Raw genomic sequence first — 25,854 nt, forward strand, 5'->3', positions numbered from 1 at the left:
CATGAGCAAGCGACTCGTCCTCGCCAGCAACAACGTCAAGAAGGCCGCCGAAATGCAGGCCCTGCTCGCCCCGCTGGGGATCGAGGTGGTGCCGCAGTCGGTGTTCGGCGTCAGTGAAGCCGAGGAGCCCCACCCCACCTTCGTCGAGAATGCACTCGCCAAGGCCCGTCACGCGGCAGCGGCCACCGGCCTGCCGGCGGTCGCCGACGACTCCGGCCTGTGCGTGGAAGCGCTAGGCGGCGCACCGGGCGTGATCTCCGCACGCTTTGCCGGCGAGCCCAAGTCGGATGCACGCAACAACGCCCTGCTGCTGGAAAAGCTCGCGCACCTCACCGAGCCCGCCCAGCGCGCAGCCTACTTCTACTCCACCGTGGTCCTGGTGCGTCACGCAGAGGACCCGCGCCCGCTGATCGCCGACGGCGAATGGCACGGCCAGATCCTCACCGCCGAGCGCGGCGCGGGCGGTTTCGGCTACGACCCGCTGTTCTGGCTGCCCGAGCTCGAACAGACCGCCGCCGAGCTCGAACCTGCGCTCAAGAACACCCTCAGCCACCGCGGCGCCGCCATGCGCCACCTGCTCGACCGCCTCAAGTACTACCCGCTGTGAGCAGCCGCCGCATCATCCCGCTGAGCCCGGTCACCCCCCCGGCGAAGCCCCTGCCGCTACCCGAGCGTCCGCAGCTCGAGGCACCTCCGCCGCTGTCGCTGTATGTGCATTTTCCCTGGTGCGTGAGGAAGTGCCCCTACTGCGACTTCAACTCGCACGCCCCGCGCGAGGGCGGCATCCCGGAGCAGGCCTGGCTCGATGCGGTACTCGCCGACCTCCAGCACGCACTGCCCCAGGTCTGGGGGCGGCGGGTACATAGCGTCTTCATCGGTGGCGGCACGCCCAGCCTGATGTCCGCGGCCACGCTCGACGGCCTGCTCACCGGCATCCGCATGCTGCTGCCGCTCGACCCGCTCGCCGAGGTCACGCTCGAAGCCAACCCGGGCACGGTGGAAGCCGGGCGCTTCCGCGACTACCGCGCTGCCGGCGTCAATCGAATCTCGCTCGGCATCCAGAGCTTCGACGACGCCATGCTGGCGAAGATCGGCCGCATCCACGGCGGCGATGAGGCGCGACGCGCGATCGACGCTGCGCGCACGCACTTCGAGCGCGTCAATCTCGACCTCATGTACGCCCTGCCAGGCCAGACCCTGGACATGGCGCTTGCCGACCTGGACACCGCAATCGGCTTCGGCGTGCAGCACCTGTCCTGCTACCACCTCACCCTCGAACCCAACACCCCCTTCGCCCACAACCCGCCGGCGCTGCCCGACGACGACACCGCCGCCGACATGCAGGAGGCGATCGAATCCCGCCTCGCCGCGGCCGGCTTCGCCCACTACGAGACCTCCGCCTTCGCCCGCCCGCACGAGCAGAGCCGTCACAACCTCAACTACTGGACCTTCGGCGACTACCTCGGCATCGGCCCCGGCGCCCACGGCAAGCTCTCCAGCCACGAAGGCATCCGCCGCGAGATGCGCCACAAGCACCCGGGGCGCTACCTCGAAGGCGCGGCACGCAACGACTTCATCCAGGAGGCGCGCGAGGTGTCGGTAGCCGAGCTGCCCTTCGAGTTCATGATGAACGCGCTGCGCCTCACCGAGGGTGTGCCGGCCAAGCTGTTCGCCGCACGCACCGGGGTGCCGATCGAGACGATCACCGACGAGCTGGCGCAGGCGCGCGAGCGCGGGCTGCTGGAGATGGCAGAGGGGCAATTGCGGCCGACGCTCCAGGGGCGGCGGTTCCTGAACGAGTTGCTGCAGGTGTTCTTGCGGGATTGAGGGTGCAAGCCCTCACGACCTTGAGACTGAAGCGCGGCCGCCTCGCTGAGCGAGTGGTCGAGGCTCACCAGTCTTGCCCTGATGCAGCGCCGGATACGGCTGCAAGCGCATTCCGATAGAATCCGGTCCACGCTGCCCGAGCCGTCGGGTCGCGCATCTACAGGAGAATCCAGCACATGTTCGATCAGGAAGACAGCGAGCTCAACGTCGTGATGGGCGTGGTGTTCGGCATCATCGCGCTGGTCATCGCCTTCGTCATCGGCCTGGCCGCCAACCAGCTGGGCGGAAAGCAGGCGGCGCCGGCGCTTGCAGCGCACGGTGCGAGTGAGGTCGCCTTCGTGGACGTCGCCGAAGTCGGCGAACCGCTGGTGAAGATCTACTTCGAGCTCGGCCAGGCCGCGCTGCCGGCGACCGCCGACGAGCAGATCGCCACCGTCGCCTCGGCACTGGCAGCCACACCAACGGCCAGCGCGCTGTTGTCCGGCTACCACGATGAGACCGGCGGCGCAGCGGTCAACGCCGAAGTGGCGAAGAACCGCGCCCTGTCGGTGCGCGACGCCCTCGTCGCCGCCGGCGTGCCCACCGAGCGCGTGCTGATGCGCCGCCCCGCCGTCACCCTCGGCGGCAGCGACGCCGCGGAGGCGCGCAGGGTCGAGGTACGGGTGCAGTAAGCGCACCACGGCACGCGAACAAGACTCGAAAGCCGGGCATGCCCGGCTTTTTCGCACAAGAGAGGAACGGCGCTATGAAGCGACTCGATGGCAAGACCGCCTTGGTGACCGGCGCCGCGCGCGGCATCGGGGCAGCGATTGCCACGACCTTTGTTGAAAATGGCGCCTTCGTCTATCTGAGCGACATCAACGAAGACATGGGCCAGGCGCTTGCCGCCGCCCTGGGTGCCAATGCGCGCTACCTACACCTCGACGTGCGCGAAGAACCCCATTGGCAGGCGGCCATGGCGCAGATCCTTGGCGAAGCGGCGGGCCTGAACGTCCTGGTCAACAACGCAGGGATCACCGGATTCGAGGACGGTTGCCTGGTGCACGACCCCGAACATGCCTCGCTCGCGGATTGGCATGCCGTGCATCGCACGAATCTGGACGGTGTGTTTCTCGGCTGCAAGCACGCCATTCAGGCGATGCGCCAATCGGCAAGCACGGGCTCGATCATCAATGTGTCCTCGCGCTCCGGCCTGGTCGGCATCCCCGGCGCCGCGGCCTATGCCTCGTCAAAGGCCGCCGTGCGCAACCATACGAAGACCGTGGCGCTCTACTGCGCCGAGCAGGGCTTGCCGGTCCGGTGCAACTCGATCCACCCCGCCGCCGTGCTGACACCCATGTGGGAACCGCTCCTGGGCGAGGGTCCGGAGCGCGAGATCAGAATGCGCGAGTTCGTCCAGGATTGCCCCCTGCGACGCTTCGGGCGGCCGGAGGAGGTCGCCGCCGTAGCCGTGATGCTCGCCTCCGACGAGGCCGCCTACATGAACGGGGCGGAACTCAACATCGATGGCGGCATCCTCGCTGGCGCCGTTGCGGCACCTGCATCTTCTCGGCAGTAGCCTGACTCCGTCGGGTGGTGGGACTGCGTTGCAATCACCGCGCATGAACACGCTCAGACCCTCGCGGCTGGCGCCGCTCCCACTTCAGCGCACCTGCATCGGCACTCCACTCGCCCTAAAGCGGCCTGCCGAGTTGCTTCTGCACCTGCTTGCGTTCCCACTCCGCACCCAAGAAGGGTAGCCAGTGGAAGGTCCTCACCGCGTGCGCGAGGATGCCGACCCCCCAGCCCAGCGCTGGCCACAAGAACCAGAGTTTGTGCGGATTGCTCACCAGATTGAAGACACCCAGACCGGCGATGACAACCAGATACTGCGCAAGATGAATGTAGAAACCCTTGATCTTCCGGACCCTGAACAGGGCCAACTGCTCATCGTGATTGACTGCGGCTGAAGCAGGCATGGTCGGTTCGCTTGAAAGTGTGGAGAAGTCGATCTCGAAAACCGCGCACAGCGACTTCAAGGACTCCGCGCTGGCTGTCTGCCCGTTCTCGATGCGCTGAATGGTGCGAACGCTCAAACCGCTGAGCTCCGCGAGCTGCTGCTGCGACCACCCACGCTGAAGCCTGAGTTTCTGCACTTGCATCCGGACTCCTTGAGATCACGCCTTGCAGATTAGAGGAACACACCGGTGTCGCAACGACACGAAGGTGACCACAGGGCGACACGACCACGACAGCGCCCCGCGCAGTCCCCTGGCGAACAACCCGAGCGGCCCGGTCATGCCGAAGCGCGTCGAACGCGCCGGCGCATACTCCGTCACGACCGCCAGCACCCCCATGGCGACGACCGTCAGGTTTGCGCCGATCCGCGCAGCACCATCGCGTCGATCATCTGCTGACGTAAGGGGCTCATGACACTTCTCCTTGAACGCGGGGACATCCCCAGCTTCAAGGTAGGTCTTCGGCGCAGAGGTCATGAAAAAACGCGGTGACGCCTGGGTTCGCGGCCACCGCGTCAGCGGTTTAGTTCAACGCTCGGGCTCAGGGACGGCAAAAAGCTGAGCGATGAACGAGCGGGGCTTTTTGCAGCCCCTTGGAGCCCATTGTTAGCAACTACCTGTTTGCAATGAGTTCTTCCGCTTTCTTAATGAATCTCTGCAAGTCGTCGGTACCAAGCGGATAGGAAGGACTTCTACTCCCTGCGATTGCAACGCCATAAAGCATTTGAACCTTGACAACCTCATGGTTCTCCCCGCCCCAGACCTCTGATCCGATTGATATTCTGTACTGCGTGTTTTTAGGGTGTGGATCGCTGGCCTTTACGTATGCAATTTTCTCTGAGTGGGGGAAATATGCATTTGGCACAGGGGAACCTCCAGAATTGATTGAACAGATGACAGTATCCACCTATAGATTCTTATGGCAACTTTTGTAACCCATTTAGAATAAGTGCTATTTTTTGATTATGTCATTCATATAGTCGATGCCACCAAAGCTGGCACCTAGAGAAAAAATAAAGAACAATCCTCCAAATACATAGCCAGCTTCTTGCCCCCACCACTCATTACCCAGCATGTAACCGATAAAACCGAATGCCCCGGCAAGCGCCAAGCCTACGATTTTGCCTACCACCGGAATCATGAGAACAAGCATTAACCCAAGAAATGCTCCGCCAAATACAAGCCATGATTCTTTGTATACCCCCGAAGCTATCGCAACGATAAGAATTTGAAACATGAACGGACCGGAAAGATCCTGGTTCAGATGGGACTGGGTAACTGCTGCCCTTTGTTCTTTAATTCTTGAATGACTCAAAGGTGCGCCACATTTTGGGCATGACGATGCCTTATCGCTAACTTCGTTGTTGCACTCTGCACATTTAATCATAGCCATGATGATTCTCCTTTTTTATTGCTAACGACCAGCGTAACCGGCGCCCAACGGAGCGCAGCGCAGTTGGGCGTCCGAGTTGACGCTGTTGTTAGCGCTTCTGCTCATATTTCGCCCGCGCCGGCTCGTAAGAAATCCTGACGATCCAATCACGAACCACCTTCACCCTCATTACGAGCGGACCTGCCTCCAACTTAACACGCTCCCAATCGTGTTTGAGCAGAAGCGCTATTCGTTCCGCGAATTCCTCGGCACGCTCAAGCTCCTTTCCCTCGTCGGGAAGAGAAATACACCTGATGATCGCGCCATCATCTTCATCTTCTGGGTTCAGAATCGCCCTGAACTCTACCCTAAGCTTATCCAGCGATTCTTTGTCACGGGAAATTATGGCGTCGTGGACGGTAAGCGACTTTACTCTGACCTTCTCACGCCAAGATCGGCGGTCTTGCGTGATGTTCTCGATGCTAATCTTTCGCTGCGCGGTCCAGGCGGCAACGAGCCCAGCTACGATTGCTGCAATTACTGTTGAAGTAAGAATCACGTTCACCGCTACTTTCTCCCGCTAACGTGTTCTGCAAGTTACTGTTTAGAAGCGAAGATTACGCGAACCACTGAGTAACAACGCAGGCAAAGCAGCAGCCGACAGCTTTCCGAGTCGAGGCGACCGATTTGGCATACAGGCCAGCAGCATACCGCCTCGCTCGAATGACCGCTATCCGGAATGGGTGGCCAGTGACAGCCCCTGGACGAATGTGAGTCCGCGTTGAACGCCTCCCAGTTCTACCTTTTGTTCTTCGCCCGAATATAGAGCATCTTACTTGTCCCACCCGGCGCAGCCCTGCTTCCGAGCTCCCGCGCGATGTGCAAGGCTTCGCCCTGCCACCCCGATTCTCTGGCGGCACCCCGGCATCCCGCAGTTGTTGCAGCGCCCCGAGGGGCGGGCGCAGCTGGAAGGCTTCAGCGCGCGGCGGCCTGGAGCCTCGCCTACCGCCCCACCCAGCCGCCACAGACCGGAAACACCTGGCCGACGAAACAGTCCGCGGCCGGGCTGCACAGGTAGGCCGCGAACAGCGCATCCTCGCGCGCAGACACCAGACGTCCCAGCGGCACCTCGCGCGCCAGCCGCTCCTGGAAGCGCGGGTTGGCCTGCACCTCGGGCGGGAAGTAGGTCGGGTTATCGACGAAGTTCTGCGCGACGGCATTGACCTGCACGTTGTGCGCGGCCAGTTCCACGCCGATCGCCTGCACATAGGCCAGTTGCGCGCCGCGCGCGGCACTGTAGGTGGAGGCGCGCTTCATGCCGCGCAGGGCCGAGGCGCTGCCCATAAGCAGGATCTTGCCCGCACGGCGCTCGACCATGGCCGGCGCAGCGGCGCGCACCAGGCGTGGCAGCGGGTCGACCAGCGCAGCGAAGACGTCGCGCCATTCGGCATCGGTGACCTCGACCGCGGCGGTCGATGGGGCCTTGATGGCCAGGTTGGCGACCACGACGTCGATGTGCCCGGCCGCGCGCACCACGCGCTCGGCCGCATCGACCACGGCAAGATCATCGGCGCTGGCGACGACCTCCGCGCCCTGCTCGGCGAAGACTTCGCACAGCACGGGGCCCATGAAGGCATCGGCCTGGGTGATGAGGACGCGCTTGCCGGCGAGTGCGTTTTCCATGATCTGTTTCCCCCGCGTGGTTACAGCGCCGGCAAATTCGGGCTGCGTCCCCTTACTTATAGCAAGCAGACGCGCGCTCGGCTTGCGCTCGCGGCGGGCAGCGAAGCGCGCGAATCGGCACTATCGGGGAGAAACGGGCCGGTTCGGCTCCGGCTCAGGGCAGCGCGCTGAGGAAGGACCTCACCATGGCAACGACTTCCGCCTCGCGCTCGCGATGCGGCACATGGCGCGTCTCGGCCATCAGCGCCAGCTGCGCCGGGCCGGCGCTGAGCTCGGCAATCAGCGCCGGATGCGCTGGGGAGCCGTACTCGTCGTCGATGCCGTGGATCACCAGGCTCGGACACTTGACCTCGGGCAGCACGACGCGCAACGACCAGGCCGCGAAGTCCGGGTGCAGCCAGGAGCCGATCCAGGCGTCGAGCACCCAGCGCGCCTTGTCACCGTGGTAGCGCGCGAGACGTTCGACCTGGCCGGGGTCCTTGAACTGCTCGCGCGCGTCCTCGATCCCCGCGACGGTGCGGTCCTCGACGAAGGCCTGGGCGGATTCGGTGATCAGGGCGACGCATGCCGCGGCATGACGCACGGCGCAGTTCACCGCCATGCCGCCGCCCACGCTGTGGCCGAAGACGATGAAGCGCGCGAGATCGAGCTGGTCGATGACGGCGGCGAAATCGGCTTCGGCCTCACTGGCGATGAAGTCCTGCGCCAGCCTGCCCGGATGCGGGTCGGAGCGGCCGAAACCGAGGCGGTCATAGGCGAACACCTGGCGGCCAGTGGCCTTGCACAGCTCGGCAGGAAAGCCGCGCCACAGCTCGACGCTGCCGAGCGAGTCGTGCAACAGCACGATCGGCGCCCGCGCCGAAGGCTCGGTAGGCATCCAGCTGCGCACGAAGAGGCGGCCCTGGCGGCCGTCGACCCAGGCGTCCTGGCTCGTTGTGTGTTGTGGTTTAGCGTTCAAGCGGGAGTCCCGACAGGGAAGGTCAGCGTTGCGGGTCGGCGCGATTGCCCTCGTCCATGCGGCGGATCGCCTGCTCGCCCTGGCTGGCGAGCGCGGCGAGGCGGTCGATCTGGGCGTCGAGCCTGGGCAGGGCCTCCTGGCGGTAGCGCGACAGGTCGTCGATGGCGCCAATGACGTCGGCAAAGGCCTGCTCGAGCTGACCCATGTCGAGCATGGTCGAAGCGGCACGCTTCTGGATGTCCACGCCCTGGGTGCGCAGCGCCTGGGCGGTGCCGGCAATGAGTGCAGAGGTCGTGTCGTTGAGCGCTGCAACGCGGTCGAGCACCAGGCGCTGGTTGGCGAGGCCCAGCGCCACCGTGACCGCGACGTTGAGCGCCGACACCGTGACGTTGATTGCGCGGTCCACGCCACGGATCAGCTCGCGATTATTGCGGATCACCACCTCGAGCGCGAGCACGCCCTGCTGGCTCACCGCGACCTGCTGCTGCAGGTCGATGATGCGCTGGCGCAGCGGGAACAGGAGCTCCTCCTCGACGAAGGCGCGGCGCGCTGCGGGCAGGCCGGTGGCCGCGGCCTCGCGGGCGAGGCGGCGGTCGATCATGCGGCCGAGTTCGACCTGGCGCTCGAGCTGGGCGAGGATGGCGCGCAGGGACTGCTGGTCGTCGGCCAGGGTAAGATTGTCGCGGCGCAGCATGTCGGCACCGGCCTGCAGGTCGCGGATGATGGCGTCGAGTGCATCCTGTGCCTTCTCGTACTTCTGGAAGTAGCGCTGCATCGGCTTGCCGACGCCGGGGATGAAGGACAGCGCACGCGACAGGCCGTCGCCACTCAGCGTCTGGCGCGCAGGGTCGAGGTCCTGCATCTTGTCGCGCAAGGCCATCAGGGCCTGGGCCACCGGGCCGCCTTCGTCGCCCTGATGGGCAAGCTTGCGGATCGGCGCCTGCAGCATCTCGCTGCGCCAGGCGGCCTGGCGCTGCAACTCGACGCCCATGGTGTCGACCGCCTCGCGCTGGCGCTGCAGCTCGGCCTCGTCGACGGCGAGGACATCGCGCACGAAGGCGTCGGCGGTGGCGGCGAGTTGGGCGTCTTCGGGCGCCTCCGCAGGCTGGGGCGGCACCGCTTCGCGCGCGATGTCCTCGATCGGGGGCAGTGACAGGCTCATTGCAACACTCCTCGGTTCAGGGCTGGCGGCCGTACAGACCGGCACGCTCGGCAAAGCGGCGCAGCTCTTGCAGCGCCTGCTCCATGTTGCCCGCACTGCCGGACTGTGTGCGGCCAGTGTCGATGCGGGCGACCGCGACCGCAACATGGTCGAGCGCGGTGAGCGCGGCCTCATTGCCGGCGGCAATCTCGGCCAGCCGGCGCTCGGTCTCATCGGCAATCGCCAGCCGGCGCTGCAGCGCTTCGCGCTCGGTGGGATTGAGGCGCGCGGGGGCGCGCTCGAGACGCTCGCGCACGAAATCGGCATCCAGGCCGGCGCTGCCGTGCACCAGCTCGACCATCGCACCCAGCCCGGCGCTGGCCTCGCGACCTACCTCGGCGACCAGGCCACGGGCGCGCTCGTAGGTGAGCTCGCGCGTATCGAACTTGTCGTCCAGCACGGCGAGCGCGCGCTGGTAGCGGGTGAACAGGCGGTCGGCCTGCACGGCGAGGTCGGGGCGGCGCAGGCCGACAAGCTCGCGCTTGACCTCCCACAGCTGCAGCACCACCGCATCGGCGTTGGTAGGCGCGAGGGCGGGATCGAGGGTAAGCAGGTCGCGCTCGCGGTGCGCCTGGGCCAGTTCGTCGCGCTGGCGCTCCCGGATAGCGGCACGTTCGCGCCCCGCCCGTGCCGCACGCCAGCGCCACCAGCGCCGCTCAAGGAAAAGCGCTGTCGGCACCGCGACCAGACCGGCGAGCCAGCCGCCCAGGCTGGCACCGAACCCACCCCACAGCGAGGTCAGGAACAACAGCATCGCCAGCGCAGGCATCGCCACCGCGTAACGCAGGATCACCTGCCAGCGCGTGGCAAGCTCTTCCGGCACGGCCAGGCGCGGATCGTACAGCCCGGCCACGAACCAGGGCACGAAGGTGACGAACAGGCCAAAGGCAAAGCCCTGCAGGAATTCGAACATCGATGCCTCCGCTTCCCGGCGCCCGGGTGCCCTCAGGTCGGTCCGTTCTTCGCCTCGGCGGGCGAGGCGCCCTGATCCGAGCGTTCGTTGTGGCGCCTGGCGATGGCCGTCTTCCGTCGCCCGCTCAGCCGCGCAAGGCGGGGTTGAGCGTATACGTGCCTGTCAGCTTCGCCTCGGCGAGCACATGGCCGGCAATCGCCGCACGCACGTCCTGGCCCGTGAAGCGCCCATCCACGGCACAACGCGGGACGTCCAGCGCGTAGAGCGTGAACACGTAGTGGTGGATGATCTCGTCGTTCCAAGGCGGACAAGGGCCGTCATAGCCGTGGTAGTCGCCCTTCATCGCCTCGTCACCGGCAAACCAGGCAGTGTAGTCATTGACGCCGTGGCGTGCGCCGAGCGCAGTCTCGGGCCCGGGCTTGCCGCCGGGCGTGACCTCGCCCGAGAAATGGCCGGCGTCGATCGCGCGCAGGTCGGCGGGCAGGTCGACCACCACCCAGTGGAAGAAATCGACACGCGGCAGGCTGGCGGGCACGCTGCGCCCCTCCTGATTCACGTCGTCACCCTTGCTGGGCACATCGGGGTCGTGGCAGATCAGCACGAAGGACTGCGTACCCGCCGGCACCTCTGCCCACGACAGCTGCGGATTGCGGTTGCCGCCCAGGCAGACGTGACCTTCGTCGGCCGGAATGCAGAACGCGAACTCGCCCGGGATGGGGGCGCTGTCGGTGAAGCTCTGGCTGCTCAGTTTCAAGGCTGTCTCCTCGCTGGTTGAAGCTTGTTGGGAAGGCTGTTCGGCATCGCAGGCGCGCACATCACGGGGCCGCGCCTCAGGGCGCCTCGCACAGGCAGTGCAGGTACATGTGCTGAGGATCGTTCCAGCGCAGCAGTTCGCCCGCCGCGGTCTGCACCTCGTCGATGACGAGCGCGAGCGCCCCCGGACGCGAGCCACCGCCCAACTGCAGGCCAAGTTCGATGCCAAGCTCCTCGCCAGCACGCATCAGGCGGCGCAGCAGGCGCTGCTCGAAGGATTCGCGGGCCTCGGGCCACACCACCTCGTAACGCTCGATGCCTGCACGCCGCGCTGCCGCATCGACCGCCGCCTGCAGGCCACCGAGCTGGTCGACGAGGCCAAGCTCGGCCGCCGCTGCACCCGTCCACACCCGGCCACGCGCAACCGCATCGACTTCGTCGGGGGTCATGCCACGCGCCCGCGCGACCGTCTCCAGGAAGCGGCGGTAGCCGTGCTCGATGCTGAGCTGCATCGCATCGGCTGCCACCGGATCGAGCGGCCGGCGCGGGTCGAGGGCGCCAGCCAGCGGCGCGGTGGCCACGCCATCGACGCCGATACCCAGGCGGCGCAGCGGCTCGGCAAACTCGGGGAACATGCCGAAGATACCGATCGAACCGGTCACGGTGGCCGGCACTGCCCAGATCTCGTCGGCCCCGGCCGCAATCCAGTAGCCGCCCGAGGCGGCGACCGAACTCATCGAGGCGATCACCGGCTTGCCCGCCTGACGGGTGAGCTCGAGCTCGTGGCGAATGAGCTCGGACGCCCAGGCGCTGCCGCCGGGGCTGTCGATGCGCATCACCAGGGCCTTGATGCTGTCGTCCTCGCGCACCGAGCGGATCAGGCGCGCGAAGGTGTCGCCAGCCACTACGCCGGAAGGCTCCATGCCATCGACGATGGTGCCCTGGGCGACGATGACGGCGATGCGCTCGTCCGCGCTGTCTGCCTCCTGGCCGACCAGTGCCAGGTAGCGGCCGACGCCGATGCGGCGGATGTCATCATTGTCGGGATCCTTGCCGACCCGTTCGATGAGGCGGGCGCGCCATTCGTCGCGGGTGCTGAAACGATCGACCAGCCCGGCAGCCAATGCCGCCTGCGCCGCATCACCGGCGCTCGCAGCGAGCGCGTCGCGGATACCGTTTACATGCGCGTCGACCGCCTCAGGGCTCAGCTTGCGGCTGGCGGCGATGTCGTCGCGCATCACCTGCCACAGGCCTTGCAGCAGATCGCGCGAGGACTCGCGATCCTCATCGGACATGTCGCTGCGGGTGAAGGGCTCGGAGAAGGACTTGTACTCGCCAACGCGGAACACATGCACCTTCACGCCGAGGCGATCGAGCGCGTCCTTGAAATAGGTGCCGTAGCGCGCCAGGCCGCGCAGCAGTACGAAACCGTCCGCCGACAGGTGCAGTTCGTCGGCCACCGACGCAAGGTAGTACTGCGACTGGGTGAAGCGTTCGCCGCGCGCCAGCACGGGCTTGCCCGAGGTCTTGAAGTCCTCGATGGCGGCACGAAGCTCGGCGAGCTTGGACAGGCCACCACCAACCAGTTCGTCGGTCTCGATCACCAGCGCGGCAATGCGCTTGTCGTCGCGGGCCGCCTTCACCGCCTCGACCAGGTCGGCAAGCCGCATCTGGCCGGCCGGCGCGCCGCCAGCGCGCAGCAGCGCGAGCGGCGGCTCGAGCGCGGCCTGCTCGACGATCATCCCCACCGGACGCAGTACCAGCGCCGAGCCCTCCCGCACCGCCGGCTCGGGGCGCAGGAAAAAGGCGACGAGGGCGCCGATGCCGAAGATCATCAGCGCATAGAAGGCGCCGCGCACGACGAGGTCGAGCAGGCGCACGAACATGCGCAGCATGTTGAAGAGAAAGCGGAACAGGCCTCGTATCACGCCTTGGGGTCCTTGCTCGGATGGGTCGGTCGGGCTGCGTCGGTGGGGGCAGGATCAGTCGCTACGACGGCGATACACCAGGTCCCACACGCCGTGTCCCAGCCTGAGACCACGGTTTTCGAATTTCGTCAGCGGGCGATAGTCGGGTCGCGGCGCGAAACCGTCGGCGGTGTTCTGCAGCAGGGGTTCGGCCGAGATGATCTCGAGCATCCAGTGCGCGTAGTCCTCCCAGTCGGTTGCGCAGTGGAAGTAGCCGCCCGGAGCGAGCTTCTGCGCCACCAGGGCGACGAAGTCCGGCTGCACGATGCGACGCTTGAAATGCCGCTTCTTGCGCCAGGGGTCGGGGAAGAACAGATGCACACCCGCGAGCGCGCCGTCGGCGATCATGTCGCGCATGACCTCGACCGCGTCGTGCTGCATGATGCGCAGATTGCCCAAGTTGCCCTCGGCGATCAGCTTGCACAGCGCACCCACGCCAGGGGTATGGACTTCGATGCCGAGGAAATCGCGGTCGGGCATCGCCGCAGCGATGCGCGCCGTGGTCTCGCCCATGCCGAAGCCGATCTCGAGGATCTTCGGCGCCTGGCGTCCAAAGGCCGCATCCAGATCGAGCGGCCCGACGCGGTAGTCGATACCCACCTTGGGCAGCACCTCGTCGAGGTAGCGCTGCTGCGCCTCGGACATGCGCCCCTGGCGCAGCACGAAGCTGCGGATGCTGCGGCTGGAGAAGCGGTGCTCGGGGCTGTCGCGGCCGATGATCTCGACCTGCGCGTTGTGCGTCTCGCTCATGAACCGATCAGCCCCTGGGTCGGCGAGCTCGGGTCGGCCGAGTAGAACTTGCGTGGCATGCGCCCGGCGAGGAAGGCCTCGCGTCCGGCCTCGACCGCCTTCTTCATCGCACTCGCCATCAGCACCGGACGGCCGGCGGCGGCGATCGCAGTGTTCATCAGCACGCCGTCGCAGCCAAGCTCCATGGCGATCGCCGCATCCGACGCGGTACCCACGCCGGCATCGACCAGCACCGGCACCTTGGCGTTGTCGATGATCAGGCGCAGGTTCCAGGGGTTGAGGATGCCCATGCCGGAGCCGATCAGCGAAGCCAGCGGCATGATTGCGCAGCAGCCGATGTCTTCCAGCATCTTCGCCTGGATGGGGTCGTCGGCGCAGTACACCATGACGTCGAAGCCATCCTTGACCAGGGTCTCGGCGGCTTTCAGCGTCTCGGGCATGTTGGGGAACAGGTTCTTGGGGTCGCCAAGCACCTCGAGCTTCACCAGGGCATGGCCGTCCAGCAGCTCGCGCGCCAGTCGCAGCGTGCGCACCGCGTCGTCGGCGGTGTAGCAGCCGGCGGTGTTCGGGAGGATGGTGAACTTCTCCGGCGGCAGCACGTCGAGCAGATTGGGTTCGCCCGGGTTCTGGCCGATATTTGTGCGGCGGATGGCGACGGTGACGATGTCGGCGCCGCTGGCGTCGATGGCTTCGCGCGTCTCGGCAAAGTCCTTGTACTTGCCGGTGCCGACGAGCAAGCGCGAACCGTAGGCCTTGCCGGCGATGACCAAGGGGTCGTTCATGATGGTATGAGCCTGTGCTGTTCCGTATTGTGGGGATGCGCGCGAGTGGCGCGCCTGGATCTTGTCGTGATCGCCGCGCCGGGCTCAGCCGCCGCCGACCGCGACGACAATTTCGAGCCTGTCGCCGTCGGCGAGTTTCACCTCTGCGTGACGAGCCTTGGGCACGATCTCGCCGTTGCGCTCGACCGCGAGGCGCTTGCCGGCGAGCCCGCGGGCCTCGAGCAGGGTGAGCACGGTGAGATCGGGAGCCAGCATCTCGGGCTGGCCGTTGAGGATGACCTGGATCATGGTGTTCGGAGGTATCGGCGGGCAAAAATCTTATCACGCCAGCGCGTTTGACTTTTGGCTGGCCCGGCGCTAACTTCCATCCACCTAGCGCCGATTTGATCAACAGCTTGCGGGCGCTCAACAAATACGGCTAAAGCGAGGGCACCCAGTCCGCGTTTGCAGCCGACTGGGTTTTTGTTTTTGCAGATGACGAAGATGATCCCTCCCCAATCGGTCGGCGTGGTCACGCCGCAGCGGGCCGAGTTCACCACGCCGCTTGCGCTGCGCGGCGGCGGCACGCTGGACAGCTACCACCTCATCTACGAGACCTACGGCACGCTCAATGCCGAGCGCAGCAACGCGGTGCTGGTATGCCATGCATTGTCGGGTTCGCACCATGTTGCCGGCACCTACGCCGACGCGCCGCACAATGTCGGCTGGTGGGACAACCTGGTCGGTCCGGGCAAGCCGCTCGACACGCGCAAGTTCTTCGTCATCGGGGTGAATAACCTCGGTGGCTGCTACGGCTCGTCCGGCCCCAACCAGATCAACCCCGCCACCGGCAAGCTGTGGGGCGCAGACTTCCCCTTCGTCACCGTCGAGGACTGGGTGGAGTCGCAGGCTCGCCTGGCCGACCAGCTCGGCATCCGCCGCTTCGCCGCGGTGGTGGGCGGCTCGCTCGGTGGCATGCAGGCGATGTCGTGGGCGCTGCAGTATCCCGAGCGCGTCGGCCATGTGGCGGTGATCGCCGCCGCACCCAAGCTCACCGCGCAGAACATCGCCTTCAACGAGGTGGCGCGGCAGGCCATCCTGACCGACCCCGAGTTCCACGGCGGCCACTACTACGAGCACGGCGTGGTGCCGGCGCGCGGGCTCAAGCTGGCGCGCATGGTGGGCCACATCACCTACCTGTCCGACGATTCGATGGCGGAGAAATTCGGCCGCAGCCTGCGCCACGGCCGCAACACCTACAGCTACGACGTCGAGTTCGAGATCGAATCCTACCTGCGCTACCAGGGCGACAAGTTCGCCGGCTACTTCGACGCCAACACCTACCTGCTGACCACCAAGGCGCTCGACTACTTCGACCCCGCTTTCGAATACGGCGGCAACCTGGACGCAGCCCTGGCGCGCGCCACGGCCGACTTCCTGGTGGTGTCGTTCACCACCGACTGGCGCTTCTCGCCCGCACGCTCGCGCGAGATCGTCTACGCGCTGCTGCACAACAAGCGCAACGTCAGCTACGCCGAGATCGACTGCCCGGCCGGCCACGACTCCTTCCTGCTCGACGAGACGCGCTACCACAAGCTGCTGTCGGCCTGGTTCGACCGCATAGAGGTATAAGATGACTGCGTACCGCTACGACTACGACGTGATCACCCAGTGGATCGAGCCCGGCGAGAAAGTGCTCGACCTCGGCTGCGGCGACGGCGAACTACTGCGTCACCTGATGGAGGTCCGCCAGGTCCAGGGCTATGGCGTGGAGAACGACCCCGACAAGCTGCTCGGCAGCGTGAGGAACGGGGTGAATGTGATCCAGATGGACCTGGAAAAAGGCCTCGTCGGGCTCGAAGACGGCTTCTTCGACCACGTCATCATGAGTCTGTCGCTACAGGCCATGCACAACACCCAGGGCATCCTGCGCGAAATGCTGCGCGTGGGCCGCGAGGCGGTGGTGAGCTTTCCCAACTTCGGCTACTGGCGCCACCGCCAGAGCATCCTGAACGGCCGCATGCCGGTATCGGAGAGCCTGCCGCACCAGTGGTTCAACACGCCCAACGTGCGCTTCTTCACCATCGCCGACTTCGACGCCCTGTGCGAGATCAATGGCATCGCGGTGCGCGAGCGGCTGGCCTTCGACGAGGGCAAGCTGGTGCTGGAGGAACCCAACTTCCTCGCCAGTGTTGCGGTCTACCGGCTCGGCCTCGAGCGCTGAAACGAACTGCGGGGGCAGCCGCCCCCGCAGTTCCTTACCCGCAGCAGCCGGGTGACCTGTCGTTCAGCCCACCACGAACGAAACGACGTCGACACGAACGGCAGGACGGTCAAGCGCCGCCGCAACGACGACGGCAAACTTCTTGGCCCACTCGGCGCCCTGCTCGAAACGGCTCTCGCCGCCGTACTTGGCCACGTTGAGGATCATGTCGAGCACGAGCACCTTGCCCATCGGGTTCGACGGCGTACACTCGAGCGCCTCGAACTCCTTGGCCAACCAGCCACGCGCCTGATCCTTGGTCACGGCGGCAACCTCGCTCTCGTGCAACGAGAACTCATACTCACGCTCGGCGCCGAAAACGACGGTCACGTTATAGGACATGCAGACTTCCTCCTCGAAGCATTGGGTTCGACTGCGCGCATTGTTGGGGCAGATCGCCCCTGATTGCAAGAAAAGTACGGAATTGTGTTGACCTTGTCCGCTTCCGCCCTCCGCGGGTAACAGCCACCCCTTCATCGGCACGCTCTGGCAAACTGCCGGCGGGCGCATACGCGCCCCACCCGAAGACGCCCTCTAGCCGCCATGCCGCATCAAACCCCGGACCCCTCGCTGCCCGCCGAGCTGCAGATCGCCTACCTGGGCGGCGTGCTCGACCACCTGCCGCAAGGCATCAGCGTGTTCGACGCCGAACTGAAGCTGCTGTACTGGAATGCCCACTTTCTCGAGGTGCTCGACCTGCCCGCCGACGCGGTCCATGCCGGCGTACCGTTCGAGGATCTGATCATGTTCCCGGCTTCGCGCGGCGAGTACGGCCCCGGCGACCCGGTCGAACATGTGCGGGCGCGCAAGGCACTGGCGCTGCGCTTCGAAGCACATCGTTTCGAGCGCACCCGGCCCAACGGACGTACCCACCTGGTCTCGGGCGAACCCCTGCTGATCGACGGCCAGCTGGCCGGCTTCATCACGACCTACACCGACATCACCGACCGCAAGCGGATGGAAGAGGCGCTGCAGATCAGCCATGCCCGCCTCAGGAGCATCATCGACAACATTCCCGGCGGCGTCACGCTGTTCGACGACAACCTGCAGCTGCTCGCGTGCAACGATATGCTGCGCCGACTGCTCGATTTCCCAGACGCCCTGTTCGCCAATGGCCTGCCCTCGCTCGAGACGCTGTTCCGCTTCAACGCCGAACGCGGCGAGTACGGACCTGGCGACCCCGAGATCATCGTACGCGACCTGCTGGCGCGCGCGCGCCAGCGCATTCCGCACATCTTCGAGCGCGTGCGCCCGGATGGCACCGTGCTGCTGATCCAGGGCCAGGCACTGCAGGATGGCAGCTTCGTCACCGTCTATACGGACATCACCGAGCTGCGCCGGGCCGAGGAGCGCCTGAACCATCTCGCCCACCACGACCCGCTCACCGGGCTCGCCAATCGTCTCACGCTCGACGAACACATGCGCATGCGGGTCGCCGAGGGCACGCGCGACCAGCGCCGCTTTGCCGTGCTCTTCCTCGACCTCGACCGCTTCAAGACCATCAACGACTCCCTCGGCCACCAGATGGGCGATGCCTTGCTGGTGATGGTTGGTCGTCGCCTGCACGCCGCGGTGCGACAGACTGATCTCGTCGCGCGCCTGGGGGGCGACGAGTTCGTCGTCGTACTGAGCGCGGTCGAACAGGAAGCAAGCATCGCCCACGTCGCGGCGAAGATCCTTACCGCGCTCTCCGCGCCCTACGTCGTCAATGGCGAAGTGCTGCACGCGCCACCCTCGATCGGCATCAGCGTGTTCCCAGACGACGCACAGGACGCGGTCTCGCTGCTGCGTAACGCCGACACCGCCATGTACCACGCCAAGGCCCAGGGGAGAGCCAACTACCAGTTCTACTCCGAAGAGCTCAACCGCTCGGCGATGGCACGCCTCGATCTCGAGCGCAAACTGCGCAACGCCGCTGCAGGCGGTGAGTTCGAGCTCTGGTACCAACCCCAGTACCGCGCGTGCGACGGCCAGGCGATCGGCGTCGAGGCCTTGCTGCGCTGGCGCCACCCTCAGGACGGATTGATCCCACCCGACCGCTTCATCCCCATCTGCGAAGACAACGGGATGATCCTCGACATCGGCCGCTGGGTCATGGAGAAAGCCTGCGCTCAGCTCGCCAGCTGGCGCAACGCCGGGCTTGCGCCACTGCGCATGGCGATCAATGTCTCTGCCCGCCAGCTGCGCGACACGCGCATCATCGATCTGCTCAGGGCGCAGATCGAGCGTCACGGCATCGGACCGGGCGAACTCGAGTTCGAGGTCACCGAGAGCAGCGTGATGGAGCGGCCCGACGAAGCCGCTTTCATCCTCGGGCGGATCAAGGCGCTCGGTGTCAGCCTGGCGATCGACGACTTCGGCACGGGGCATTCCTCGCTCGCCTACCTCAAGCGCTTCCCGCTCGACCGCCTGAAGATCGACCGCTCCTTCGTATCGGACATCGAGCACGATTGCAACGACGCAGCCATCGTCTCCGCAGCCATCTCGCTCGCCCATGGGCTCGGCCTCGAGGTCGTCGCCGAAGGCGTGGAGTCCGCCGTGCAGTGGGCGCAGCTGAAGGCACTTGGCTGCGACGAGCTGCAGGGCTATCACTTCTCGCGCCCGTTGCCGGCCGAGCAGCTCGAACCGCTGCTGCGCGCCGCGCTCAACCTGCCTGCAGCCGGGGCGACACCTGCTGCCCCCCAGGATCCCGCATGCCCCTAGCCCGTCCCGCCTGGCTCACCGCCCTGCTCAACCGGCGGATGCTGATCTGCATCTTCACCGGTTTCGCTTCGGGCCTGCCGCTCTACCTGCTGCTCAACCTGGTGCCGGCCTGGCTCAAGACCGAGGGCCTGTCGCTGAAGGCGATCGGCGCCTTCGCACTGATCCAGTTCCCCTACACCTGGAAGTTTCTGTGGGCGCCCCTGCTCGATCGCTACGGCATCCTGCCCTGGCTGGGGCGGCGGCGCAGCTGGATGTTCGTCTCCCAGCTCGGCCTGCTGGCGTCCATCGCCTGGCTCGGCCAGCTCTCCCCGGTCGACCACCTGGCGCTGGTGGTCGGCCTCACGGCCGCGCTGGCGCTGCTGTCGGCGACCCAGGACATCGCGCTCGACGCCTTCCGCCGCGAGATCCTGCCCGATGCCGAGTTGGGGCTGGGCAACGCGATCCACGTCAACGCCTACCGCATCGCCGGCCTCGTACCAGGCTCGCTGTCGCTGATCCTGGCCGACCATCTGCCGTGGAGCCAGGTGTTCGTGATCACCGCCGCGTTCATGATCCCCGGCCTGGCGATGACGCTGCTGGTGAAGGAGCCGCTCGCCGCGGCCGGCACGCCGCGCACGCTGCGCGACGCCGTGGTCGAGCCCTTCCGCGAGTTCTTCGGCCGCCACGGCGTGCAATCGGCGCTGCTGGTGCTCGCCTTCCTGTTCTTCTACAAGCTCGGCGACTCGCTGTGCACCGCGCTCGCCACGCCCTTCTACCTCGACATGGGCTACAGCAAGACCGAGATCGGCGTCATCGCCAAGAACGCCGGGCTGTGGCCGATGGTGATCGGCGGCATCCTCGGCGGCATCTGGATGCTCAAGCTCGGCATCAACCGCGCGCTGTGGATCTTCGGCGTTGTGCAGTTCGTCACCATCCTCGGCTTCGTCTGGATGGCCTGGCTGGGCCCGGGCGAGTCCACGCCGGCACGGCTGGTGGTGCTCGCCACGGTGATCGCCGGCGAGGCGATCGGCGCCGGGCTGGGTACCACCGCCTTCGTCGCCTTCATGGCGCGCAGCACGCATCCGGCCTACACGGCCACCCAACTGGCGCTGTTCACCAGCCTGATGGCGGTGCCGCGCACCTTCATCAACGCCACCGCCGGCTGGCTGGTCGAAGCGCTGGGCTGGACCAACTTCTTCTGGCTGTGCTTTGCGCTTGCGGTGCCGGGCATGCTGCTGCTGTTCAAGGTCGCGCCCTGGCACGGCGATCGCACCCCGCGCACGGAAGCCGCCACCGCCTGAAGCCACCGTGACATCCGTGCGCCTTCCCTCCCGTCTCGGCGAGTTCCTCGCTGGCTGTCGTGACGAATCGCCGCTGCTGCTGGGCGTGGCGCCCTTCGGCATGATCTACGGCATCGCCGCACTCGCCGCCGGCGTGCCGGCCTGGATCGCGCAGCTGGCCTCGGCGGTGGTCTTTGCCGGCGCCGCCCAGCTCGTCATCGTACAGATGCTGGCAGCGGGCGCAGGCTTCGTGCCGATCGCGCTCACCTCCGGCCTGCTCAACCTGCGCCACATGCTCTATAGCGCCTCGATGGCGGAATACGTGCGCCACCTGCCGCGGCGCTGGCGCCTGTTGCTCGCCTACGTGCTTACCGACGAGGCCTATGCGGTGGCCGTGCTGCGCTACCAGCGCCGCGACGCGCCGCCAGCGGACGCGCCCGACTACCGCCACTGGTACTTCCTTGGCGCCGGCTTCACGCTGTGGGTGGGCTGGCAGCTGTCGACCGCCGTCGGCCTGGTGTTCGGCGCTACCATCCCGCCCGAGTGGGAGCTGGACTTCGCCGTGCCGCTCACCTTCATCGCGCTCCTCACCTTGCTGCTGCGCGAGCGTGCCGGCCAGGCCGCCGCCGTGGTGGCCGGTGCGGGGGCGCTGCTGTTCGCCGCCCTGCCCTACAAGCTTGGCCTGGTGGCGGCGATCCTGCTCGGCCTGGTGGCCGGGGCATGGACGGTGCATCGGCTGGAGCGCGCACGATGAGCAACACCGGCCTGCTCCTGCTGCTCGGCGTCGTCGGCGTGCTCACCTACCTCTATCGCTACGCAATGATCGGCCTCTTTGCCAGCCGCAGCCTGCCCGTCTGGCTGCATGCGCTGTGCCGCCACATCGCACCGGCGAGCTTCGCCGCACTGACCGCAAGCGCACTCTTCGTCACCGCTGGCGAAGTCACATTTGCCTTCGACACGCCGCGCCCTTGGGCGGCTCTGGTCGCCGTGCTGGTGGCCTGGCGCACCCGTAACGTGCTTGCGACCATCGCCGCCGGCATGGCCGCGCTATACCTTTTCAAGTTCCTCGCCAGCCTGCTGCTCGCCGGCTGATCCCCACCCGACCCAACAGCCACTCATGACCGCACAGCCCCTGATCGACGCAGCCCGCAGCCTCTCTGCGCGGGTAGATGCGATGCGCTTCGCGCCCCCCGTCAGCCATGTTTACAACCCGCTCGACTACGCCTGGGCGGTGCACCAGCGCTATCTCGAGCGCTTCGGCAGCGGCCGCAAGCGCGTCGTCTTCGTCGGCATGAACCCCGGGCCCTTCGGCATGGCCCAGATCGGTGTGCCCTTCGGCGAGATCGCCAGCGCGCGCGACTGGCTCGGCCTGGAAGGCCCGGTCGGCCAGCCGCGCGAGACCAACCCCAAGCGCCCGGTCGAGGGCTTCGCCTGCGCGCGCTCGGAGGTCAGCGGCCAGCGCCTGTGGGGGCTGTTCCGCACCCGCTTCGGCACCCCCGAGGCCTTCTTCGCCGAACACTTCGTCGCCAACTACTGCCCGCTCGCCTTCTTCGAGGGCGGTCGCAACCTCACCCCAGACAAGCTGCCGGCGGCCGAACAGCGCCCCTTGCTGCAAGCCTGCGACGAACATCTGCGTACCCTTGTCGACACCCTCCAGCCCGAATGGGTGATCGGCATCGGCAACTGGGCGGAGAAGCGTGCCAGCGAGGCACTCGCCGGCACGGCAGGGCTCAGGTTCGGCCGCATCCTGCACCCCAGCCCGGCCAGCCCCGCCGCCAACCGCGGCTGGGCCGAGGCAGCGACGCGGCAACTGCAGACACTGGGAATCTGGGCCAACTGATCACGAACCGGCAAGGCTGCGCAAGCCAAAGGCCGGCGCAGCATGGTCATTCAAGGCGCCAGCGGCAACCTCAGCAGCGCCCGCACCCCCCCCGATGGCGAGGGCTCGAGCACGACCTCCCCTCCATACAGGCGGGCGAGGTCGCGCACGATCGCCAACCCCAGGCCCGAGCCGTCAACCTGTTCGTCGAGACGCACACCACGGCCGAACACCGCCTCGCGCACGGCTGCCGGCAGGCCAGGTCCATCGTCGTCGATGCAGACCTGTAACTGCCCCCCGCACTCGGACGCGCTGAGCTCGACGCGCGTCTTCGCCCATTTGCAGGCGTTATCGAGCAGGTTGCCCAACATCTCCTGCAGGTCCTGTGCCTCACCGCGGAAGGCGAGCGAATCGGAACACGCCAGCAGTTGCAGCCGCAGATCACGTTCGGCATACACCTTCGCCATCAGGCGCTGCAACCCCTCCAGTACCGGGCGCATGGGCGTGCGCAGCCCAGGAACGCCGACGGCTGCTGCTGCACGCGAACGCGCCAGGTGGTAATCGACTTGGGTTCGGGCAAGTCCGACCTGCTCGCGGACGAGGCGGGCAAGCCCCCCATCGGCCGCATCGGCCGCGTTCGCAAGAACGGTGAGCGGGGTCTTGACCGCGTGGGCGAGGTTGCCGGCTTGGGTACGCGCCCGCGACACGAGCTCCGCATTGCGCGCGAGCACGGCGTTGAACTCGTCGACCAGAGGTTGGATCTCGACTGGGTAGCGGCCATCGATCGCTGCGCTGCGCCCATCGCGGACCGCCGCCAGGGCTTCCCTCAGGCGCTGCAGCGGACGTAGGCCGAGGCCGACCTGTACAACGACGGCGAACGCCAGCCCCAGGACGAGTAGGGCCAACGCAACGGCAAGAAGCCGGTTCAAGCGCATCACCGGTGCATCGACGAAAGCCGCGTTGGCGGCGACGATCAAGCGCAGCGGGGCATCTGGGGTCGCTGCCGGCCTCAGTACACGCTCGATCATGCGTAGCGGCTCACCGTCGGGCCCCTCGACACGATGTACATGGACCTCGCCATCGACAAGCTCGTCACCGGGGACGAACAGCACCACATCCCACAGCGAGCGCGAGCGCAGCAGGCCGCGCCCCTCCGCAGTCAGATCATCGATCTGCCAGTACAGCCCCGAGTAAGGCCGTGCAAAGCGCGGGTCGCCAAGCGCCATGCGCAGAGCGGCACGGCCGGTGGCATCCACCTCAAGCTGGGCCGCCAGTTGATCGAGATGAGCGCTCAGTTCCACGTGAAACTGCCGCTCCACATGCTCGTGGAAGAGGCGTGCAAGGCCCCAGCCGGCGACAAGCACCGCCACGCTCGCCCACACCAGGGTGCCAACCAGCAGCCGCAGACGAAGGGAATCCCGCCAGACGGGCCGGACAGGCGTCATGGCGGACACACGAGCCGATAGCCCAGGCCACGCACGGTCTCGATCAGCTCGGGCGGCAGCTTCTTGCGCAGGCGGGCAACGAAGACCTCGATGGTGTTCGAGTCGCGATCATGGTCCTGGGCGTAGATATGCTCGGTAAGCTCGGTGCGCGACACCACCTCGCCGCGGTGATGCATCAGGTAAGCGAGCACGCGGAACTCGTGGCTGGTGAGGCCAAGCAGCTGGCCGTCCACCGTGACCCGCCCGCCACGGGTGTCGAGGACCACCGCACCGCAGCGCAGCTCGGGGCTCGCCTGCCCTGCCGCACGGCGGATGAGCGCACGCACGCGGGCGAGCAGCTCTTCCATATGGAAGGGCTTGGTCAGGTAGTCGTCGGCACCGGCGTCAATTCCGGCCACCTTCTCGTGCCAGTCACCACGCGCGGTCAGGATCAGCACCGGCATGCCCACGCTGGCCGCGCGCCAGCGCTTGAGCACGCTCAGCCCATCGACCTGAGGCAGGCCGAGATCGAGCACCACGGCATCGTAGGCCTCGACCTCCCCCATGAAGCTCGCCTCGCGGCCATCAGCCGCACTATCTACCACATACCCCGCCGCCTCCAACGCAGCACGCAGCTGCGCGTTCAGAAGGGGTTCGTCTTCCACGACCAGGATGCGCATCAGCGTCTCTCACCGTGACCTCGCTCGGGCCTGACATCGCGCCCCTTGAGCTTGAGCAGGGTACCGTCACGGGCGTCGAGTTCGAGCTCGAGCATCTCGCCACCGCCTCGCAGCAGCTTGAGCTCATACACCCAGCGCCCGTCCTCACGCTCGAGCTCGACCTCCAGCACCTGCCCCGGATAAGTGAGCTCGACCTGCTCAAGCAACACGCGTAGCGGCATCACCTCGCCGGCCTCGAAGGCACGCCGCGCGCGCTCATGGTCGTCACGCCCGTCGGCCCTGCCGGCGGGCGCCACGGCAAGCGCGGCACAGCCGAGGCCCACCGCCAGCAGGCGATGTCCAAGCTGGCGCCGGGTGATGTCTACTGCTGCCATGGTGCCGCCCTCCCCCTATGCACGCAGTTCGGCCATCAAGCGACCGAGGTCGATGCTGCGCGCCTGCTCGGCGATCGCAGGGGCATGACTCGACTGCAGCCCCCTGGCCTGGTCGTAGAGGCTGGCGAAGGTCTGCTTGAGCATCTCCGCATCCAGGGTCCGGCCGCTGCCGTAATAGCGCTGCGCCACCTTGCCAATGGCCCAGGTGGTGGCAAAGGAGAAGCCGGAGCCTGCGACCTGGCTGCCGATGGCACGGCCTGCGCCGCCAAACACCTTGCCAAGGACACCGCCGAGCAGCTTGCGGCCGAACTGCTCGACGTACTGCCCGGTCATGCCCACGCCGAGGGTGGCGAGAAAATCGCGGATGTGGCCACGGTCGAGCTCGTAGCCATGCGCCTTGCCGATGCGATACACGAGGCGGATCTGCAACGGGATGATCGCCATCGAGGCCATCGACTGCGGCAGCAGTTCGAGCGCGCCGTTGAGGATGGCGGCGTTGAGCGTCATGCGCTCGAGTTCGGCCGCATCCGGAACCACGGACGCGGCAACCCTTGGCGTAGCGCTGGGGACCACATCGTAGCCGGGCAGGACACCTTCGAGCGGTGCATCGGCCACCGCCTCCGCCTGCACGACACTTTGCTGCGCAGCAGCAGCCTCCAGGCCCAGCGCCGCTGCCAGGCGCGCGAGGAAGGCGCGCTCGTCCGCGTCGTGGCTACCGTCGGCCTCGCACACCCCAAGCGCGAGCTCGAACGCAAGCTGGCGCAAGCCAGGCTCGGAGAGTGCAGCAACCGCCTCCTCCAGGACGACACGCCCGAGCAGCACGTCCTGGTACAGCGCAATGAAGTCGATCTGTGTCTCACGGCTCAACGACTCGGCGACCTTGCGCACGTGCTCGCGCTCGTCGGCGCTCTGGTGACCATCTGCAAAGGCCGCCATCAGGCAGATGGCGACGAGGGAACGGGTCTGCTCGGGATTCATGAGGGCTCCTGGAAGGATCGCGGACGTCGGTACTGCCGTCGCAGGGGCACGGCGGCATCATCAGGCAGCGAGATTATGCGCCTGCACCTGAACGCTGGATGAATGGTCAACGGATCGGCGGCCGGCGACGGGTCTGACTGAGCAACACGAAGCCGCAGCCGCCGCTGACGAC

The 25,854-nt window shown here is 66.7% G+C and carries 30 protein-coding genes; 11 read left to right on the top strand and 19 right to left on the bottom strand.

The genetic code is table 11. The features are described 5' to 3' along the window. The first annotated feature begins 1 nt into the window (after position 1). From rdgB to C662_RS05915, 4 genes are all read left to right on the top strand, one after another. On the top strand, positions 2-607 hold the full coding sequence (gene rdgB, locus C662_RS05900; RefSeq protein WP_002926097.1) for an RdgB/HAM1 family non-canonical purine NTP pyrophosphatase: 606 nt from the start codon (positions 2-4) through the stop codon (positions 605-607). Continuing rightward, positions 604-1,827 (top strand): radical SAM family heme chaperone HemW, encoded by a 1,224-nt coding sequence (gene hemW, locus C662_RS05905; RefSeq protein ID WP_002926098.1) that lies wholly within the window; start codon positions 604-606, stop codon positions 1,825-1,827. Before rdgB ends, hemW begins: the two co-directional genes overlap by 4 nt. 176 nt (positions 1,828-2,003) lie before the next feature. Beyond that, positions 2,004-2,498 (top strand): OmpA family protein, encoded by a 495-nt coding sequence (locus tag C662_RS05910; RefSeq protein WP_002926099.1) that lies wholly within the window; start codon positions 2,004-2,006, stop codon positions 2,496-2,498. 38 nt (positions 2,499-2,536) lie between these two features. Further along, positions 2,537-3,385 carry an SDR family oxidoreductase gene (locus C662_RS05915; RefSeq protein WP_232431451.1) on the top strand — a complete coding sequence of 283 codons (849 nt, stop codon included), beginning with the start codon at positions 2,537-2,539 and terminating at the stop codon, positions 3,383-3,385. A 115-nt stretch (positions 3,386-3,500) separates the two neighbouring features. On the opposite strand, the gene C662_RS05920 is transcribed toward C662_RS05915, so the two are convergent. The 14 genes from C662_RS05920 to thiS all read right to left on the bottom strand — a co-directional run bounded on the left by C662_RS05920 (position 3,501) and on the right by thiS (position 14,491). Next, the gene (locus C662_RS05920; RefSeq protein ID WP_002926101.1) at positions 3,501-3,968 is read right to left on the bottom strand and encodes a helix-turn-helix domain-containing protein; all 468 of its coding nucleotides are present in this window, start codon (positions 3,966-3,968) and stop codon (positions 3,501-3,503) included. A gap of 15 nt (positions 3,969-3,983) precedes the next feature. Further along, positions 3,984-4,301 (bottom strand): hypothetical protein, encoded by a 318-nt coding sequence (locus C662_RS05925; RefSeq protein WP_037982216.1) that lies wholly within the window; start codon positions 4,299-4,301, stop codon positions 3,984-3,986. 136 nt (positions 4,302-4,437) lie between these two features. Further along, a complete protein-coding gene (locus tag C662_RS20010; protein ID WP_198291738.1) occupies positions 4,438-4,731 on the bottom strand; it encodes a hypothetical protein in 294 nt (97 codons plus the stop codon). A 45-nt stretch (positions 4,732-4,776) separates the two neighbouring features. Then, positions 4,777-5,217 (bottom strand): zinc ribbon domain-containing protein, encoded by a 441-nt coding sequence (locus tag C662_RS20260; RefSeq protein WP_157354466.1) that lies wholly within the window; start codon positions 5,215-5,217, stop codon positions 4,777-4,779. 88 nt (positions 5,218-5,305) lie between these two features. Continuing rightward, complete coding sequence (locus C662_RS05935; RefSeq protein ID WP_002926103.1) at positions 5,306-5,761, bottom strand: hypothetical protein; 456 nt, start codon at positions 5,759-5,761, stop codon at positions 5,306-5,308. Positions 5,762-6,198: 437 nt separating this feature from the next. After that, the gene (locus C662_RS05940) at positions 6,199-6,879 is read right to left on the bottom strand and encodes an SDR family oxidoreductase (RefSeq protein ID WP_002926105.1); all 681 of its coding nucleotides are present in this window, start codon (positions 6,877-6,879) and stop codon (positions 6,199-6,201) included. 154 nt (positions 6,880-7,033) lie between these two features. Then, complete coding sequence (locus C662_RS05945) at positions 7,034-7,756, bottom strand: alpha/beta fold hydrolase (RefSeq protein WP_002926106.1); 723 nt, start codon at positions 7,754-7,756, stop codon at positions 7,034-7,036. A 103-nt stretch (positions 7,757-7,859) separates the two neighbouring features. Continuing rightward, positions 7,860-8,999, bottom strand: a complete 1,140-nt coding sequence (locus tag C662_RS05950; RefSeq protein WP_002926107.1) for a toxic anion resistance protein — start codon at positions 8,997-8,999, stop codon at positions 7,860-7,862. 16 nt (positions 9,000-9,015) lie between these two features. Next, entirely contained in the window at positions 9,016-9,951 is a 936-nt protein-coding gene (locus tag C662_RS05955) for a hypothetical protein (protein WP_002926108.1), read from the bottom strand. A 124-nt stretch (positions 9,952-10,075) separates the two neighbouring features. After that, entirely contained in the window at positions 10,076-10,705 is a 630-nt protein-coding gene (locus tag C662_RS05960; RefSeq protein ID WP_002926109.1) for a YbhB/YbcL family Raf kinase inhibitor-like protein, read from the bottom strand. Between the two features lie 76 nt (positions 10,706-10,781). Next, positions 10,782-12,632 (bottom strand): signal peptide peptidase SppA, encoded by a 1,851-nt coding sequence (sppA, locus tag C662_RS05965; protein ID WP_002926110.1) that lies wholly within the window; start codon positions 12,630-12,632, stop codon positions 10,782-10,784. A gap of 54 nt (positions 12,633-12,686) precedes the next feature. Then, positions 12,687-13,421: a tRNA (guanosine(46)-N7)-methyltransferase TrmB gene (gene trmB / locus C662_RS05970; protein ID WP_002926113.1), complete on the bottom strand. Its 735-nt coding sequence runs from the start codon at positions 13,419-13,421 to the stop codon at positions 12,687-12,689. Further along, positions 13,418-14,203 carry a thiazole synthase gene (locus C662_RS05975; RefSeq protein ID WP_002926116.1) on the bottom strand — a complete coding sequence of 262 codons (786 nt, stop codon included), beginning with the start codon at positions 14,201-14,203 and terminating at the stop codon, positions 13,418-13,420. Before C662_RS05975 ends, trmB begins: the two co-directional genes overlap by 4 nt. Positions 14,204-14,287: 84 nt before the next feature. Further along, on the bottom strand, positions 14,288-14,491 hold the full coding sequence (gene thiS / locus C662_RS05980; RefSeq protein WP_002926118.1) for a sulfur carrier protein ThiS: 204 nt from the start codon (positions 14,489-14,491) through the stop codon (positions 14,288-14,290). Positions 14,492-14,686: 195 nt separating this feature from the next. Here thiS and metX point away from each other — a divergent pair, with 195 nt between their 5' ends. Together metX and metW are read left to right on the top strand one after the other, a co-directional pair. Beyond that, positions 14,687-15,814: a homoserine O-succinyltransferase MetX gene (metX, locus tag C662_RS05985; RefSeq protein ID WP_037982233.1), complete on the top strand. Its 1,128-nt coding sequence runs from the start codon at positions 14,687-14,689 to the stop codon at positions 15,812-15,814. Position 15,815: 1 nt separating this feature from the next. Continuing rightward, positions 15,816-16,406: a methionine biosynthesis protein MetW gene (metW, locus tag C662_RS05990; RefSeq protein WP_002926122.1), complete on the top strand. Its 591-nt coding sequence runs from the start codon at positions 15,816-15,818 to the stop codon at positions 16,404-16,406. Positions 16,407-16,469: 63 nt separating this feature from the next. Here the strand turns inward: metW and C662_RS05995 are convergent, their stop codons facing one another. Next, a complete protein-coding gene (locus C662_RS05995; RefSeq protein ID WP_002926124.1) occupies positions 16,470-16,787 on the bottom strand; it encodes a hypothetical protein in 318 nt (105 codons plus the stop codon). Positions 16,788-16,988: 201 nt separating this feature from the next. On the opposite strand from C662_RS05995, the gene C662_RS06000 reads away from it, so the two are divergent. Genes C662_RS06000 through C662_RS06020 form a run of 5 tightly spaced genes read left to right on the top strand, consistent with a single transcriptional unit; the run spans position 16,989 to position 22,247 of the window. Next, the gene (locus C662_RS06000) at positions 16,989-19,148 is read left to right on the top strand and encodes a putative bifunctional diguanylate cyclase/phosphodiesterase (protein WP_002926126.1); all 2,160 of its coding nucleotides are present in this window, start codon (positions 16,989-16,991) and stop codon (positions 19,146-19,148) included. After that, the gene (locus C662_RS06005) at positions 19,139-20,428 is read left to right on the top strand and encodes an AmpG family muropeptide MFS transporter (RefSeq protein WP_002926128.1); all 1,290 of its coding nucleotides are present in this window, start codon (positions 19,139-19,141) and stop codon (positions 20,426-20,428) included. Before C662_RS06000 ends, C662_RS06005 begins: the two co-directional genes overlap by 10 nt. Positions 20,429-20,444: 16 nt before the next feature. Beyond that, positions 20,445-21,161: an AzlC family ABC transporter permease gene (locus C662_RS06010; protein ID WP_002926130.1), complete on the top strand. Its 717-nt coding sequence runs from the start codon at positions 20,445-20,447 to the stop codon at positions 21,159-21,161. Then, a complete protein-coding gene (locus C662_RS06015) occupies positions 21,158-21,499 on the top strand; it encodes an AzlD domain-containing protein (RefSeq protein ID WP_002926132.1) in 342 nt (113 codons plus the stop codon). Before C662_RS06010 ends, C662_RS06015 begins: the two co-directional genes overlap by 4 nt. Before the next feature lie 25 nt (positions 21,500-21,524). Then, a complete protein-coding gene (locus tag C662_RS06020) occupies positions 21,525-22,247 on the top strand; it encodes a uracil-DNA glycosylase family protein (RefSeq protein WP_002926134.1) in 723 nt (240 codons plus the stop codon). Positions 22,248-22,297: 50 nt separating this feature from the next. Here C662_RS06020 and C662_RS06025 read toward each other — a convergent pair whose 3' ends face one another. From C662_RS06025 to C662_RS06040, 4 genes are read right to left on the bottom strand one after another with little or no spacing between them, the layout of a single operon-like run. Continuing rightward, entirely contained in the window at positions 22,298-23,671 is a 1,374-nt protein-coding gene (locus C662_RS06025; RefSeq protein ID WP_002926141.1) for an ATP-binding protein, read from the bottom strand. Beyond that, complete coding sequence (locus tag C662_RS06030; RefSeq protein ID WP_002926143.1) at positions 23,668-24,330, bottom strand: response regulator transcription factor; 663 nt, start codon at positions 24,328-24,330, stop codon at positions 23,668-23,670. The genes C662_RS06025 and C662_RS06030 overlap by 4 nt, the downstream gene beginning before the upstream one ends. Then, on the bottom strand, positions 24,330-24,704 hold the full coding sequence (locus C662_RS06035) for a PepSY domain-containing protein (protein WP_002926144.1): 375 nt from the start codon (positions 24,702-24,704) through the stop codon (positions 24,330-24,332). The genes C662_RS06030 and C662_RS06035 overlap by 1 nt, the downstream gene beginning before the upstream one ends. Before the next feature lie 15 nt (positions 24,705-24,719). Next, positions 24,720-25,682 (bottom strand): YcjF family protein, encoded by a 963-nt coding sequence (locus tag C662_RS06040; protein ID WP_002926146.1) that lies wholly within the window; start codon positions 25,680-25,682, stop codon positions 24,720-24,722. Positions 25,683-25,854 lie beyond the last annotated feature (172 nt).

Source organism: Thauera sp. 28, assembly GCF_000310145.2.
Taxonomy (GTDB): domain Bacteria; phylum Pseudomonadota; class Gammaproteobacteria; order Burkholderiales; family Rhodocyclaceae; genus Thauera; species Thauera mechernichensis.